We start from the raw sequence: 15457 nt of genomic DNA, 5'->3' as shown, positions 1-15457 counted from the left end.
CTACGTTTATTCAACGTAGCCAGCCCAAATGAAAACTAAGCCGTTTTTATTATGCTGCTGCTCTACCCACTACGAGTGAAAACAGGAAAATTGATATTACGGCTGCTAGCAATTTAAGCTCGCGTTTTTTCATGTGCGCCTCCTTTTACTGGGCTCAAAATTAAACTACGTACCATCATGATGAAAAAGCCAGTCAGCACTAAGTTCAGGGCTAACGACAGCATGCTAATCGTCACAATAGGTCCACCAAATCCATATCCGATACTGATCATCAATACGCCAGCACCAACCTCACCTCGCGGCCACATGCCAATAGAAAGCGCCAAACGCTCTTTGACTGTCGCCTCGTTGCGGTAACAAAATAACGGGAACATCTTGCCAACATTCGACACGATGGAAATCATAATGACGTGGAAGACAATCTCACTCATCTCCATCGCCGGCATTGCGTTGGTGACACTTGAATTGTCCGCAACAGTCACCGCACCAAAAATCTGTGGGAGGCTCAAGCCTACCAGCACCATAAAAATACTGGCTACGGCAGTAGATACTTTTGCGTCTTCCGCTGACTCATGCTGGGATTTCATCATACAGCCCAGTACAAAAGCTGGCAGCAAGACCTCAAAATGGATATCTGTTGAGATGTAGAAAAGCTCACACAAGCCAGCAATCAAAACAGAGTACCCAACGATAGAGCTCGCTGAAGATGGAATATTCCATTTGTGCAAGAATTTGTAACCGATAACCAACAGCGCTAGCATTAACAGCAAGGTCAAGCCCAACGCCGGACGCCAACCAACCACGAGCACTGTCAGTGGGATCATTAACAACACAGTATCTAGGTCGTCAAAAATAGCCAGCACCCTAGCCTTTTTGAACATCCATGTCGCGCCTAAACCTGCAGCAGCCAACATTGCAAAGAGTACACCCGCTGAAGTCGGAGCCGCAAAGCGGCCTATTACCAGCGTCTCTTTCCAGGCATCGGCATTGAACCAGAGTTCACTCGGCATCAACACAAAAATAAAATACAGAACAACAGCAATCCAGGGGAAAGTTGCTGTCGTCATAGCTACGACATAATCCCAGCCATATTGTTTTAAGTTGTTTTTATCTATATCGAATTCGCGCCCTACATTGATCATGATATAGGCGAGCGCCGACATCGTCACAACCATGAGTACTGGCTGCATGGAACTGTAGCCTTCGAAATACTGGGGGAGTAATTGTGATAAGAACAAACCAACCAAAAGTAAAGTTGAATAGAGTACGACCTTTTTCACATTGACACCTTATTAAGAGTAACCTTCATTCTACAAACGTCTATTTTTGTTTTTTTCTTGAGTATGAATATATTGATTAAACTTATTGCAGTGTTTTATTTAAGGTTTGCAAAAGTATGATTGTGTAATGAAAACAAAAGATATATTAAATAACTAGCGAAAGAGTTAGAAAATATTTCCAACACTTACAAAATGAAATGTATTTGAGAGAGATATTGAGTTCAGAGGTGAGGGAAAATAATTACAGCGTTTTTTATGAGGCACATATTTAGTACGTATGAATAATACCCTTAACTCGGGTTTTTCTTCAAGTCTTTTCTGTCTAACCGATAAAAGAAAACCTTTTGCTACACAACCAAGCATAAGGTTACATTTAAAAACAAATTACAAATACTTTTACTCTTTTAAATCAGTGTTTTGCGCCCTGCGGCACATTAATCGCCAAAAATGGTTAAGCAACCATTAACCTTTAATCGCCAGATAAAAACCGACATCTGCAACATGTGTTTCAATATCATAACTATGATACAACTCGAAACATGGCCGTTGTTCTAGTTCAAGCCCAGCCTGTTTTACCCTTGTTTTTAATGCTTTCCAATGTTCAGCATAATCCGTTTTATGCCTCACTATTTCCCTTTGGGTGCAGTATTTGCCTTCTGGCAAAATTTGTATTCCCACCTCTCCTGACGGCAAAGTTCCTGCAGGCACGGTTAAACAGATATCTGTCCGACATTTTGCCGTTTCTGTCTTGTCAGGGTCGTCATGATAAATAAATAAGCACTGCCCGCCCTGCAAACCGTTTTCACCGGCCCAGCGATAAACCTGGTCGACGGCAGGTTCATAGTTCTCGCCATACGGGCCTGTAACCCTAATGAATGCCAGGTAAGTTTGAGCAATCTTTTCGCTTTTCATGTCATTACCTACACGACGAACTAGTATTAGTAGTGTCTATTCAAAAACAACGTATACCGTTTATAAGGTTAGCCTATGTTTGAGTGGCTCAAGAACATCTTTAACCCTGCCCAACCAGAGCAGGACAATATCGTTGACCAGCACTCCCCTGACGAAGAAGATGACAGACTAGACCGTTATGCCAAAGGAAGCCCAGGGGAAGACAATCCCTATGACGGCGCCCATGACGGAGATGGTGATAGCGGAGATTGAATAATGGATTTATTCGACCAACAAAGAGGCTATCCAACTAGCCTCTTTTTCATTTGCTAACAAATGAACATGAAACCTTGCCAACATACCTTTATAATGCCTCTTTGTTTCTTTTGTAGCGCTGCTCTGTAAGTCATGGCCAAATCTAAACCTGTCGTCAGCATTGAGACCTATGGTATCCATACCACCTGGGATGCCGAGTCCAAACACCTCCCGAAAATCAAAACGTTTACCACCGATGTGCCAGCAGAAATAGACATCGAGTTCGGCTTTACTGTCAATATTAAGAAAGCCCGTGGCGAGAAGATCCGCTATTGTATTTACCATCCCGGTATCACCGACGAAGATGGTGACGAGTTAGAGCCGTTCGACGGAGAACTACATGTTAGGACCAACGATTGGGATTTCTATCTTGGTGACACGATTTGGGAGCCTATTTCCAATAAAATTGGCAAATGGCGAATGACGATAGAACTCGGTGGTAAGATCGTGGCGGAAAAGACGTTCAATCTATACGCCAGAGACGAAGCTGACTTTTGGAAAAAGCGCGGCTACTAATTTATAGAAAAACGACATAAACAATAATTTGCTAGGTTACTAATGTATACACAACATCCTGCTGACACGGTTATCGTTCTCGACTTTGAGACGACCGGTCTTTCACCAAACATGGGCGACCGTGCAATAGAAATTGGTGCTGTCAAAATTCAGAATGGCATCGTTATCGATCAATTCCAGCAATTGATGAACCCAGGCTTTCGAGTCAGTAGCTTTATCGAGGGATACACAGGTATCACCAACAAAATGCTAGAATCTGCCCCTAGTTGCCATGCGGTGATGGATGAGTTTGCTGATTTTATCCAAGGTTATAACCTTATCGCCCATAACGCTTCTTTTGACCAACGCTTTCTAGATGCCGAACTAGGTATGCTAAATCGCCAATACAGCGGTGATTTTGTCTGTTCTATGCTGTTATCACGCCGACTATACCAAGAGGTATCAAATCACAAACTCGGCACTCTGGTTAACGAGCTGAATATCCCTAATGATGGTACGTTTCACCGTGCTTTGGCCGATGCAGAAATGACCGCAAGATTATGGCTGGAGTTAGTCAAAGAAGTGAAGAACAAGACTAACTTACAATCAGTCTCGTTCGATGTTATGCGCAAGCTAAGCAAAACTAGCAAAGCATCAGTACCTGCGTTATTCAAAAAGCTAGCCGCTTAGTCCCCTTTCAGACTATTACCCGAATAGATGAAAAAGTACCCGAACAGATGAAACAGACCAGATGTTCCATGCCCAGCCCCATAAGTTGAGCATGGAACATCTAGTTTGTTAGTTCAGCAATTTAGCTTGCAGCAATTGAGATATATCGTTGATTTGTGGATAGCACACCTGGTGCTCCATTGGATATTCACGCCAGTTAGGTGTAAAGCCTAACCCCTCAAGGGCGCTTAGCGCCTCTTTACCCATCGATGGCAATACGACTGGATCATAACTTCCATGCATCAGTTCTATATCCAACTGCTTGTTAGCATTGCTGACTTCTATTTCTGGTGCCGTCGGGAAATAAGTCGATAATGCAAGCAACCCTGCCAATGGCTTTGGGTAAGTCAGCGCAACCTGATAGGCCACAGCCCCACCCTGGGAAAAGCCGGCCAACAAAACCTTTTCACTTGGTATCCCACTGGCTATTTCATGATCCACCAGCATGGAAACCGATTTGGCTGAATCGAGTAACTGCTCGGTATTGAGCTTTCTACCAGCCCCCATCTCAAAGATGTCATACCATGCTGGCATTACCATACCTCCATTAATGGTGACCGAGATAGATGGTGAATGTGGGAAAATAAAGCGGATGGCCGCGTCTTCTGGCAGCTTCAACTCCGGTAAGATTGCTTCGAAGTCGTGACCATTAGCGCCAAGCCCGTGAAGCCAGATAACCGATGCTGTGGGAGTAACTTGAGGTTCGACAACCACGGAAGATAACATGCGGGTCATTGAGATTAAATCCTGTAATCAACTGAGACTATGACTCCAATATAATGTATTCATGTAAAACAAAGCCACTCTAACTGTCGGGATCAAGGCTTAAATCCCATAGGTTAGAGCAGCCAGTTATGGACATTACTCAGGCACTACCCGAGCTGTTCGGCCATCGACATTGACCCTGACCCGTTGACCCACTGTAAACATCATATTTGGATTGGCTTCTTGAACAATCGCGATGGTTTCACCTGTGTCATCCATCTTGATAGTCAAGTTGACACCATTACGACGAGTCACTCCTTCTGCAGCTTTACTACCGGCGTAGCCACCGAGTACACCACCACCGATAGCGGCGATATCTGAACCAGAGCCGCCACCTATTTTAGAACCGAGAATACCACCCACAGCGGCACCTGCTATCGCACCAACCGCTTGGCCTTCGCCTTCAATGGTGACGGGTTCTGTCTTCATCACAACACCATAACGCACCTGCTGAATAGTACGGGTATCTGCGACCCCATAAGAATCACCATAAGGATTACTCGAACACCCTGCCAGTCCCATCCCTATCAAACCAAACAGCAACACTACCGGATAAAACAACTTCTTCATGCCGACACCTTCTCTCACAGTGGATCCTGATTTAATTATAGCGGTAGCTTTTCAAGGCTCTAGCAAGGAGATGTGTATAAAGATCCCGCAACCGAATGTAAGGGAGTGCTACTAGCTCAAAAATAAATTGCATTTTTTTACTAACACTATAACTTGTTTACACTCCTCGACAATAAAGCCCTCAACCCTGTGGCTTAGATACAAGCAATGAAAACGTCCCTTTCACTTCCCAAGTTCATCACGCTGTTTTTTGGGTTATCGCTCGTATCACTTTCAACCTATATCAGCTTTCTTTTCCAGCCTGGCTTTGAACACAGCCGTTTCCATTTGGCACTGGTCGTAGAATCTTCGGAACAGAGGTTAGGTGATGAAGAGGAATGGTATTTTTCGACACTGCACAAGCATGAGCCAATTGGTTGGATTACGATCAGCTCTCCACCCACTTCGCAAAGGCACCTCGAATTACCACAGCGTTCGCTGCCACTTGAATCTTGGTCACATTCCTCTGCAAGACGGCTTTTAGTTACGCACTGGGTGTTAGTCGCTATGGCAATTATTGCCATTCCTATTAGTGCCTACAAACTAGTGAAAACTAAACACCGGCTAGGAGGGTGGAAAGAAGCCAACCTCCAGTTCCGTAGTATTGTTCAACACCACTAATGTATTGAATCTACCCGTTATATTTTGCCCTAAGGGCTAACGTGCGTAATGGATGCCATTACGCAGATTGCTATTGCTTACGATTCAATAAATTATGCTTAACTACAGACCCAGAATTGATTACCCCTTGTTGATTGCTATCAGCCTGCTGATGTTACTTGGCTCCCTCACCGTATGGAGTGCCAGCGGATTTAGTGAGCCTATGCTCGAAAGGCACCTTGTTCGTGCCGTAGTGGCTCTGTGCTGCCTGGTAGTAATGTCGGCTATTCCACCAATCAAGTACCAACATGCCGCCCCCTACCTTTATGGTTTGGCAATTGTGTTACTGCTGGGTGTTATCGTGATGGGCGATAGCACCAATGGTTCTCAGCGTTGGCTTGCCATCGGCCCTATACGCTTCCAACCTTCAGAACTCGTTAAAGTTGCCATTCCTATGATGGTAGCTTGGCTTTTGGTCGTTGATGCTGGTCGGCCTGATCTGAAAAAAATTGGTCTCTGTTTGCTGGTAACCGGGATACCGGCAGGCCTTATATTTATTCAGCCCGACCTTGATGGAGCCATCTTTACCATTATCTATGCGCTATTTGTGCTGTATTTTGCCGGTATGAGCTGGAAAATCATTGGTTCATTCCTCGGCGGTATTGCCACGGCAGCCCCACTATTGTGGTTCTTCGTGATGGAGGCATATCAGAAAAAGCGAGTCACCCAATTTCTTGATCCAGAATCAGATCCGCTTGGTGCCGGTTATCAGATCATCCAATCTCTGATTGCCATCGGCTCAGGAGGGATCAAAGGCAAAGGGTGGACTAATGCAACGCAAGGGCATCTGGGTTTCATCCCGGAAAGTCATACTGACTTTATTTTCTCGACCTATGCCGAAGAATGGGGCTTTATTGGTAGCCTGATTCTACTCGGTTTGTACCTGTTCATTACCGGACGTGTGATTTGGCTAGCCTGCCAGTGTGAATCGCCGTTCAACCGGTTGGTCAGCGGCGCGTTATCATTAAGCTTCTTTCTCTATGCATTTATCAACATGGGGATGGTAAGTGGCGTATTGCCAGTAATGGGAAGCCCGCTACCCTTCTTCAGCTACGGCGGTACCGCAATGATCACCCAAGGGGTTTGCTTTGGTATCATCATGTCGTTGTGTTTGTATAAGCCTTACAAAAGTAAATAACTTTTAGAGTCAACATCTAACTGTGAGACCAGTAGGCTCAAGTTTCAAAAACGCATAAATACATCCATGTAGCTCCGACCCGCCATCCCTGGCGGGTAGGTTTTGAAACTTAACCCTACTGCTCTCTAAATTAATCGGTTCTTAGACCTACTTACTTACAAAAAACATATCCTTGGCGTAAATATTCCCCTTCGGATTGTTGACTGGGAAGCCTTTCAAATCCGCTTTGACCAAACGGGTGTGGTTATAGTGATAAAGCGGGATCACTGGTGCGGCATCGTTCAAGATAGCTTCCGCCTGATGGTACAGGTCATAGCGCTCGCTTTGCTCCGAAGCCGATGCCGCCTTGGCAAGCAGGTCATCAAACTTGCTATCACAAAATCCCGTCTCGTTACTGACATGACCACATTGGAAACTGCCCAATACCGATGAAGGCTCGGCGAAATCCCCGAAGGCATAAGAGCGGGCGACAGTAAAATCACCGGCTGTTTTAGCCGATAAGTACGCGTTCCACTCCATGTTGTTCAGCTGGACATTAACACCCAGTGGCTTCCACATCGATGCAATAGCCAAAGCAATTTTCTTGTGATTCTCACTGGTGTTATACGTCAACTTGATTGTCAGCGGCTTGCTTGGACCATAGCCAGCCTCAGCCAATATAGCTTTAGCTTCTTTAAGGCGCTCTTTACTTACTGTGCTCTTGAATGAAGGTACCGCACCTTCATAGCCAGCAATAATATCCGGTACGACAGAATATGCAGCAGGTTCACCTTGCCCGGTCACTTTATCGACCAGTATTTCACGATCGATAACCATACTCAGCGCCCTGCGCACATCAGCATTGTCGAAAGGTGCAACGCGGGTATTGAATGCGTAGACGTACGAGCCCAGTAGCCGAAGTGCTTGAATTTGCTCAGGGCTTTCTTTGATAAGCTTTTGGTAATACTCCAGCTGCACCCTATTGGTCATGTGGATTTCACCAGCTTGATACCGGGTTAGCTCAGCATTCTGCGACGAAAGCGCAAGGTAGGTCACCGCATTAATCACGGTGCTGTCATTATCACGGTATTGCTCGTTTCGAACGACATCCACTTTTTCATTCGGTACCCATTGTTTGAGCTTGTAGGCACCATTGGAAACAAAGTGCTCGGCACGGGTCCATTTGTCGCCATATTTTTCAACTGTTGACTGCGGCACCGGGAAAAACGTTTTGATACTCATCATACTGATGAAATACGGCGTCGGGCGGGTCAGTGATACCACAAGGGTTTTCTGGTCAGGAGCCTTCACTCCCAGTTCAGAAGAAGGCTTGTCGCCAGCGACAATTTCATCCGCATTGACGATATTCGCTGTCTGGAAGTTAAAACCTGTGCTGTTACCGGTTTTGCTATCTATCGCGCGCTGCCAAGCGTAGACAAAATCATTCGCCGTTAGTGGCGATCCGTCCGACCATTTCAGGCCATCTCGCAAAACGAAGGTTACGGTTTTACCGTCTTCAGATACTGACCAAGATTGTGCCTGTCCGGGGATAGTTTCGCCTGCTAGATTCTCGATCACCAAGCCCTCGAAAAGATCATTGACGATCACATCACCTGGGCTGCCAGAGCCAACAAAGCCGGGATCGACAGTATCAGGTTCAGCACCATTGGCCCGAACCAAATGCTGGCTATTTGCCAGTTCAACGCCTGCAGGGACATCAGCGGCAATCAAATTAAATGAAGGGAGAGCAAGTGCAGCACTGATAGCTGCGGAGAGAACGTACTTCTTCACTACAAAGTCCTTTTTCGAATATTACGTGTTACTTCCTGTTGTCAGAATGACCTATAAATAGAACGCTATATTGTTCTACAAATCAATAAGCAATCCCACGTAAATCATAACTTGGAGTTTTTATTTTAGTAAATAAGTAATTATGGATAACAACACTGAAAACTCAGCTCAGAACAGCATAGCTATCTGCATTACCACAAAAATCAGAAATGATGTGCGGCACGAAACCGCGCATATGTCATCGCTAGGATTTCTCGACGAAGAACAGGTCCTTCGCGTAAATATTCCCCTTCGGGTTGCTATCTGGGAAGCCTTTAAGCTCGGGTTTAACCAAACGTGTATGGCTGTAATGATAAAGAGGAATCACAGGTGAAGCCTCATTAAGAAGTACTTCTGCCTGATGGTACAACTGATATCGTTCGGCTTGGCTGCTAGCCTCACCTGCCCTTTTCAATAAATCATCAAAACGGCTATCGCAGTATCCTGTTTCATTGTTACTGTGGCCGCATTGGAATCGTGCCAACATTGCGTAAGGTTCGGCAAAATCCGCAAAGGCATATGAGCGAGCAACACTATAATCACCGGTTGTTTTGGCAGCAAGGTAAGCATTCCACTCCATATTCTCAAGCTCAACCTTTACGCCTAGTGGCTTCCACATTGCCGCGATAACCAAGGCTATTTTCTTATGGCTCTCACTGGTGTTGTAAATCAACCGGACGGTTAAGGGCTTATCTGGCCCATAGTCGGCACTTGCCAGCAATGCCTTCGCCTGCTCTATTTTCTGCTTGCTATCGACACCTTTGAACTGTGCAACAGCTCCTTCATACTCAGCAATCAGATCCGGGACGACACCATAAGCAGAGGGCTCTCCCTGACCAATAATTCTCTCGACCAACAATTCACGATCAATCACCATACTCAGCGCCCTTCTAACGTCTGGGTTATCAAAAGGAGCGACTTCAGTATTAAATGAATAAATGTAAGAACCCAAGGTCCGCAAGCCCTGAATCTGCTCAGGACTTTCCTTCATCAATTTCTGGTAATACTCAAGCTGGACATTGTTGGTCATATGAATTTCGCCAGCCTGATAGCGGATATATTCAGCATTGGGTGAGGCCAGTGCAAGGTAGGTAACCTTTTCAATGACAGTATTGTCGTTATCCCAGTATTGTTGGTTTCGAATAACATCCACTTTTTCATTAGGTACCCATTGCTGGAGAGTATAAGCACCATTGGAAACAAAATGCTCCGGGCGGGTCCAGCTATCACCATATTTTTCCACTGTGGCTTTCGGCACTGGGAAAAACGTCTTGATACTCATCATGCTGATAAAATAGGAAGTCGGTTTATTAAGACGCACTTCGAATGTTAGTGGATCCAATGCCTTAACACCCAGTTCATTAACAGGCACATTACCGGCAATAATTTCTGCAGCGTTGACTACGTTCGCTGTCTCAAGGTTAAAGCCCGTAACATTGCCTGTTGCTGGATTGACTGCCCGCTGCCAGGCATAAACAAAGTCTTCAGCAGTCAAGGCAGTACCGTCGGACCAGTTCAATCCTTCTTTGAGAAAGAAAGTAATGGTCTTTCCATCTTCGGATACTTTCCACGCCCTTGCCTGCCCTGGTATCTCACGGCCTTCACTGTCTTCAATCACTAAACCTTCGAACAGATCATTGATAATCACATCCCCCGGGGTATTCGATTGCACAAATCCAGGGTCAACCGTGGCTGGCTCGGCGCCATTTGCCCGAACCATGTGTTGCTGCTCGGCTAATTGTGTACCAGATGGGATTAATGCTGCATGAAGAGCAGGAGATGATGTAAGGAAAGCTGTGCTGATCACAGCAGAGATAAGTTGCTTTTTCAAAATCAAACCTATGACGTTATTGTATTTATCATTAACTCAACAGAGTGCATAACAATTAACTTCACACCACCACCATTGCAACACAAATGATTGGCGATCATCTATTTTTGCGATGCATTTGACTTTTTGGGCAAAAATAAACAAAACAATGAACCACCGCATAGTTAATTTTATTAATTGAAGGATGGAATACTTTTCGCCGTTTTTTGCTCCTCTAATGCATGGCTTCACTGTATAGTAAATGTACGTTTGCCATACTTTTGGCTGCTCTGCCATTAATCAAGGAAGAAAAAACGATATGAAAGACGAAACGCTCTCGATACATTGCGGCTATGAGACTTGCCCGACGACCAAATCTGTAGCGACTCCTATTTACCAGACTGTGGCGTACGAATTTGACGATGCCCAGCACGGTGCCGATCTATTCAACCTGGAAGTACCGGGCAACATCTATACCCGTATCATGAACCCGACCAATGATGTGCTTGAAAAACGCATGGCCGCACTCGAAGGCGGTATTGCTGGACTTGCTGTCAGCGCAGGGAGTGCCGCTATCAACTATGCTGTCCAGACCCTTGCCGAAGCGGGCGATAATATTATTTCTACCCCGCAGCTTTATGGTGGAACCTACACCCTGTTTGCCCATATGCTGCCAAAACAAGGGATAGAAGTTCGTTTCGCCCCAGATGACAAACCCGAGAGCCTTGCTGCACTTATCGACGAGAAGACCAAAGCGGTTTACTGCGAAAGTATCGGTAACCCTGCTGGCAATATTATCGATTTGGAAAAAATAGCTGAGCTTGCCCACCAGCAAGGCGTACCCGTTATTGTCGACAACACTGTTGCGACGCCTGCACTGTGCAAACCCATCGAGTTTGGCGTAGATATCGTGGTCCATTCCCTAACCAAGTATGTAGGCGGCCATGGCACTACCTTGGGCGGTATGATTATCGACTCAGGAAAATTCCCTTGGGCTAAATTCAAAGACCGCTTCCCGGTACTCAATCAGCCAGAAGCTTCTTACCACGGCGTGGTCTATACCGAAGCCTTCGGTGAAGCGGCATTTATAGGCCGCGCTCGTACTGTTCCCCTTCGCAATACCGGCTCGGCGCTTTCGCCGATGAACGCCTTTATGCTATTGCAAGGACTGGAAACTCTCCCCCTACGCATGGAACGCCACACTGAAAATGCGCTTAAAGTTGCTGAGTACCTAAAGCAACACGAGAAAGTAAGCTGGGTGAGTTATGCCGGTCTATCTGACTCGCCATATTACCCACTGGCTGAGAAGTACATGAAAGGTAAACCATCGGCAATCCTCTCCTTTGGTTTGAAAGATGGCTACGATGCTGGTGTTCGATTCTACGATGCGCTGAGAATCTTCAAGCGCTTGGTTAATATTGGTGATGCGAAATCACTAGCTTGTCACCCGGCTTCGACTACTCACCGCCAACTTAGTGAGAGTGAACAGGCCCAAGCAGGTGTCAGTCCGGAAATGATCCGCCTGTCTGTCGGTATCGAGCACATCGACGATATTATCGAAGATTTGGAACAAGCATTGAACGCATAGCGTTCAACTACTCAGTTGAATCAGGGCTAAACAACAATTTTCGTTTTGTTTTTGTATGTTTAGCCCTATCCTAATAACAGGATCATTGAGTATTTGGATAGCAGTTTGCCCAATTCAGCCAATAGCTCTCACACACCAGAGAACATAAAGGTAGCAACCTTCAATTTATGTAATTACCTCGCGCCACCTGACGCTTTTTATGACTTTGAAAATATCTATTCTCAGCAGCAATGGGATAAAAAGCAGGCTTGGATCCGCAATTACCTCGAGCAACAACAACCTGATGTTATTGGTTTTCAAGAAGTCTTTTCTGCCCAATCTTTGAAGCAACTTACCGAGGCAGCAGGCTACCCGTATTTTGCCGTAATCGATGAACCAAACGTCGTTGACGACTTTATCTATGACAGCCCAGTAGTCGCCATAGCATCACGTTTCCCCATCACGGATTTCGCTGCAGTCACATCAAATGCTGACCTGAATGCCCCGCTCGGAATAAATAATCATTTCCGGTTTAGCCGTAAACCGCTCAGGGCGACGGTCCAACTTCCTCAGGTTGGCACTTGTGATTTCTATGTCGTTCATTTTAAGTCCAAAAGATCGGTAACCGATGAGGGTTTTAGCCCAATCGAAACCGATACGACGTCTTTAGAAGTAAAAGCAGCCAATAGTTTACGTGCTGAAATCCTTGGCCAATGGGCTTCGACCCAGCAAAGAAGCGCTGAAGCCGCTCAGCTTATCAACGCAATTTGGTCACGCAAAATAGATTCAGGTCATCCTGTCATTCTGATGGGGGATTTCAATGACGAGCTAGAAACCAGTGTGTTGCATCACTTGCTTGCAGATGGTGGCCGTGTGAAAAGCGATTTATTGACAAGTACCATTGCTCAACGCTTCCGTTTGCAGCAAAGCTGGTCATTGTTCCAGCAGAGTCTTTGCCATCGAAATATCAATAAACCAGAAGCTACTGTTTTGCTTGATGGCTCCGACCAAGACAAGGTTCAAATACCTACCAAACACCCTGCCCCGTATACCTTTTACTATGGCACCAAAGGGATGGTGCTTGACTATATCCTGCTAAGTGGTGAATTTGACCCGAGCTTCAACGAAAGCCTGGCAGAGGTTTACGATTACCACCTTTACGATAGGCACCTAACCAACCCTTCCTACGACATAGACAGCCACAGTACTGACCATGCCGTCGTCATGATTTCACTTCGCGTTCGTCAGTAATTCATCGGTCATAAGCACGACAATTCTACTGCTGGTTCAATCCCCGTCACTTTGTTCAATGGCGCAGCGGAATGTAAGACACTCCTCACAATGGCATGCAAACAAATACAATCAACAAGCAATAAAGTGATCAATACTGCAAAAACGAAAGCGATAAACCTTTAGTATTACGCCACTTTATTCATAAAAATCATAAGTTAACATGAAAAAAAATTTTTTAGCCTCGACCATTCTTCTCGCCCTTAGCGGTCACGCCTTTGCTGCTGATGGCGATATTGTAGACGTTACAATCTTAGGGACTTCAGACATTCACGGACACTTCATGGCATGGGACTATGCCAGTGACAAGGCCAACACCCGAGGAAGCCTTAGCCAAATTGCTACCAAAGTGAAGGAAGTCCGCGGTCAATCTGACAATGTTATTTTGGTCGATGCCGGCGATACCATTCAAGGGAACTTCGTCGAAACATTCAAGGACGAACCGGTTGACCCAATGATGCTGGGGTTCAATGAAATGGACTACGATGTCTGGGTATTGGGTAACCATGAGTTCGACTTTGGCCTTAAAGTCCTCAACCGCTCTCTCACCCAGTTCAAAGGTACTTCACTGGCCGGCAACATCAAGCGAGCCGATGGCAACATCTTCTTGCCCGCCCATACTATTATCGAGCGACAAGGCATCAAAATTGGTGTGATCGGTATGGATACGCCAATGACTCAGGTGTTCGCCGAAGGGACTAACCGACTCGAAGGCATGACATTCACCAACCCTTCTTTGGAAGTGAAGAAAGTCATCAAACAAATTGACGATCAGGTTGATGCTATCGTGCTTGTTGCCCATATGGGCCTGGATAACGAAAACAACATCGAAGCGACCGGTGTCACCGATATCGCCAACGACAACCCAGAGCTCGATGCCATTGTTGCAGGCCATATGCACACCCGCATCGACAAAGCGGTTGTCAATGGTGTGATTATCACCGAGCCAGATAAATATGGCCGTGCCCTTTCACGAATCGACCTGCAGTTCGAAGAGAAAAATGGCCAATACACCTTGGTCAACAAAGATAGCTTCACCTACAAAATTAACGGCATCGACTCTGATGAGAAAATGGACGAGCTGTACTCGCCTTACCACAAAAGGTTGCGTGAGCAAGCCAACCGGGTAATTGCTGATCTTACAGGCGTTGATCTTGTTCCACAGAATGAGATCAGAGGGATCCCGCAGGTACATATCCAAGACACGGGTATCAGTACCCTATTCCAAGAAGCCAGCATGTACTATGCACCAAAGGCCAACGTCATCGCCCTACAGATCGATAACGACAAAGCCGAGTTGAACGTTGGTCAGATCAAAGTCAAAGACATCGCCTACAACTACCAGTATGCCGGTGGTGAGATCACTGTTTATGAAATGACAGGCAAAGAGCTTAAGACTTACATGGAATGGTCAGCTGGTTACTTTAACAGCGTAACACCAGGCGATGTAACTTATAGCTTCAACCCAGAACGCCGTGCGTCGAAATACTCAACCAACGACTTCTTTGCTGGTGTAACTTACACCATCGACCTTACCAAGCCACAGGGCCAACGCATTACTGATCTTCAATTTGCTGATGGCACTCAGGTTACAGACACCACCCCTATTCGCCTGGGTATGAACAGTTATCGTATGGGGCACCTGACCAAAGCAGGCGGTGTATTGGAAGGCCAGTCTTTCCCTGTACTTTTCGATACTGAAGCTGAATATGGCGAAGAAGAAGGTACCATTCGTAACCTAGCTATTCGTTACCTGACTGAAGTCAAACATGGCAAATACGAAGGCAAACCTATGAAACGTTGGAAGTTGTCAGGGCTAGAAGGCTATGAAAAGCAACGGGAAATCATCAAAAGCCTGATCAATGAAGGTAAGATTTCCGTTCCGACGAGTGAAGATGGTCGCTATACCAACGTCGCATCGATTAATGTCAAAGATCTAATGTTCAATTCACCGAAAGAAGCGAAGGCATTCATCACAGACCAGCAGAAATTGCTACAAGGTGATGTCTCTGAGCATATGACTACAGAGATTAAACGTAACATCGTGATTGCCCAAGCTTTAAATGATGTTTGACAGCATCATCGATGCACAGATAAGA

Annotated in this window: 14 protein-coding genes; 8 read left to right on the top strand and 6 right to left on the bottom strand. The window is 45.7% G+C overall.

Annotation, left to right across the window (positions count from 1 at the left end; all coding sequences use genetic code 11):
• Positions 1 to 113: 113 nt before the first annotated feature.
• Together C9J01_RS02160 and C9J01_RS02155 are read right to left on the bottom strand one after the other, a co-directional pair.
• Entirely contained in the window at positions 114 to 1280 is a 1167-nt protein-coding gene (locus C9J01_RS02160; protein ID WP_107296458.1) for a sodium:proton antiporter, read from the bottom strand.
• 462 nt (positions 1281 to 1742) lie between these two features.
• Positions 1743 to 2192, bottom strand: coding sequence for an AraC family transcriptional regulator (locus tag C9J01_RS02155; RefSeq protein ID WP_107296457.1), 450 nt, complete (start codon positions 2190 to 2192; stop codon positions 1743 to 1745).
• A 75-nt stretch (positions 2193 to 2267) separates the two neighbouring features.
• On the opposite strand from C9J01_RS02155, the gene C9J01_RS29570 reads away from it, so the two are divergent.
• The 3 genes from C9J01_RS29570 (at position 2268) to C9J01_RS02145 (ending at position 3671) form a co-directional block, all read left to right on the top strand.
• A complete protein-coding gene (locus C9J01_RS29570) occupies positions 2268 to 2444 on the top strand; it encodes a hypothetical protein (protein WP_158264475.1) in 177 nt (58 codons plus the stop codon).
• A 135-nt stretch (positions 2445 to 2579) separates the two neighbouring features.
• A complete protein-coding gene (locus C9J01_RS02150) occupies positions 2580 to 3002 on the top strand; it encodes a DUF3859 domain-containing protein (protein WP_107296456.1) in 423 nt (140 codons plus the stop codon).
• A gap of 42 nt (positions 3003 to 3044) precedes the next feature.
• Entirely contained in the window at positions 3045 to 3671 is a 627-nt protein-coding gene (locus C9J01_RS02145; RefSeq protein WP_107296455.1) for a 3'-5' exonuclease, read from the top strand.
• A 108-nt stretch (positions 3672 to 3779) separates the two neighbouring features.
• Here C9J01_RS02145 and C9J01_RS02140 read toward each other — a convergent pair whose 3' ends face one another.
• Both C9J01_RS02140 and C9J01_RS02135 read right to left on the bottom strand, forming a co-directional pair.
• A complete protein-coding gene (locus C9J01_RS02140) occupies positions 3780 to 4436 on the bottom strand; it encodes an alpha/beta hydrolase (RefSeq protein WP_107297389.1) in 657 nt (218 codons plus the stop codon).
• 135 nt (positions 4437 to 4571) lie between these two features.
• Positions 4572 to 5045 (bottom strand): outer membrane lipoprotein, encoded by a 474-nt coding sequence (locus tag C9J01_RS02135; RefSeq protein ID WP_107296454.1) that lies wholly within the window; start codon positions 5043 to 5045, stop codon positions 4572 to 4574.
• Between the two features lie 207 nt (positions 5046 to 5252).
• On the opposite strand from C9J01_RS02135, the gene C9J01_RS02130 reads away from it, so the two are divergent.
• Both C9J01_RS02130 and rodA read left to right on the top strand, forming a co-directional pair.
• Complete coding sequence (locus tag C9J01_RS02130) at positions 5253 to 5705, top strand: hypothetical protein (RefSeq protein WP_107296453.1); 453 nt, start codon at positions 5253 to 5255, stop codon at positions 5703 to 5705.
• Positions 5706 to 5799: 94 nt separating this feature from the next.
• On the top strand, positions 5800 to 6882 hold the full coding sequence (gene rodA / locus C9J01_RS02125) for a rod shape-determining protein RodA (protein ID WP_107296452.1): 1083 nt from the start codon (positions 5800 to 5802) through the stop codon (positions 6880 to 6882).
• Between the two features lie 147 nt (positions 6883 to 7029).
• Here rodA and C9J01_RS02120 read toward each other — a convergent pair whose 3' ends face one another.
• Together C9J01_RS02120 and C9J01_RS02115 are read right to left on the bottom strand one after the other, a co-directional pair.
• Positions 7030 to 8652: a peptide ABC transporter substrate-binding protein gene (locus tag C9J01_RS02120; RefSeq protein ID WP_107296451.1), complete on the bottom strand. Its 1623-nt coding sequence runs from the start codon at positions 8650 to 8652 to the stop codon at positions 7030 to 7032.
• A gap of 244 nt (positions 8653 to 8896) precedes the next feature.
• The gene (locus C9J01_RS02115) at positions 8897 to 10522 is read right to left on the bottom strand and encodes a peptide ABC transporter substrate-binding protein (RefSeq protein ID WP_237156841.1); all 1626 of its coding nucleotides are present in this window, start codon (positions 10520 to 10522) and stop codon (positions 8897 to 8899) included.
• 298 nt (positions 10523 to 10820) lie between these two features.
• On the opposite strand from C9J01_RS02115, the gene C9J01_RS02110 reads away from it, so the two are divergent.
• The 3 genes from C9J01_RS02110 to C9J01_RS02100 all read left to right on the top strand — a co-directional run bounded on the left by C9J01_RS02110 (position 10821) and on the right by C9J01_RS02100 (position 15432).
• Entirely contained in the window at positions 10821 to 12089 is a 1269-nt protein-coding gene (locus C9J01_RS02110; protein WP_107296450.1) for an O-acetylhomoserine aminocarboxypropyltransferase/cysteine synthase family protein, read from the top strand.
• Positions 12090 to 12194: 105 nt separating this feature from the next.
• On the top strand, positions 12195 to 13319 hold the full coding sequence (locus tag C9J01_RS02105; protein ID WP_201797777.1) for an endonuclease/exonuclease/phosphatase family protein: 1125 nt from the start codon (positions 12195 to 12197) through the stop codon (positions 13317 to 13319).
• A 202-nt stretch (positions 13320 to 13521) separates the two neighbouring features.
• Positions 13522 to 15432 (top strand): bifunctional metallophosphatase/5'-nucleotidase, encoded by a 1911-nt coding sequence (locus C9J01_RS02100; protein WP_107296449.1) that lies wholly within the window; start codon positions 13522 to 13524, stop codon positions 15430 to 15432.
• The last annotated feature ends 25 nt before the right edge of the window (positions 15433 to 15457 follow it).

Origin of the sequence: Photobacterium rosenbergii (assembly GCF_003026455.1) — a bacterium.
GTDB lineage: Bacteria > Pseudomonadota > Gammaproteobacteria > Enterobacterales > Vibrionaceae > Photobacterium > Photobacterium rosenbergii.
This window is presented reverse-complemented; position numbering and strand designations above follow the sequence as displayed.

Bases quoted from the DNA above. Each gene is read 5' to 3' on its own strand.
- C9J01_RS02140 (WP_107297389.1), bottom strand. From the start codon at position 4,436: ATGTTATCTTCCGTGGTTGTCGAACCTCAAGTTACTCCCACAGCATCG.
- C9J01_RS02100 (WP_107296449.1), top strand. From the start codon at position 13,522: ATGAAAAAAAATTTTTTAGCCTCGACCATTCTTCTCGCCCTTAGCGGT.
- C9J01_RS02130 (WP_107296453.1), top strand. From the start codon at position 5,253: ATGAAAACGTCCCTTTCACTTCCCAAGTTCATCACGCTGTTTTTTGGG.
- C9J01_RS02155 (WP_107296457.1), bottom strand. From the start codon at position 2,192: ATGAAAAGCGAAAAGATTGCTCAAACTTACCTGGCATTCATTAGGGTT.
- C9J01_RS29570 (WP_158264475.1), top strand. From the start codon at position 2,268: ATGTTTGAGTGGCTCAAGAACATCTTTAACCCTGCCCAACCAGAGCAG.
- C9J01_RS02110 (WP_107296450.1), top strand. From the start codon at position 10,821: ATGAAAGACGAAACGCTCTCGATACATTGCGGCTATGAGACTTGCCCG.
- rodA (WP_107296452.1), top strand. From the start codon at position 5,800: ATGCTTAACTACAGACCCAGAATTGATTACCCCTTGTTGATTGCTATC.
- C9J01_RS02135 (WP_107296454.1), bottom strand. From the start codon at position 5,045: ATGAAGAAGTTGTTTTATCCGGTAGTGTTGCTGTTTGGTTTGATAGGG.
- C9J01_RS02150 (WP_107296456.1), top strand. From the start codon at position 2,580: ATGGCCAAATCTAAACCTGTCGTCAGCATTGAGACCTATGGTATCCAT.
- C9J01_RS02145 (WP_107296455.1), top strand. From the start codon at position 3,045: ATGTATACACAACATCCTGCTGACACGGTTATCGTTCTCGACTTTGAG.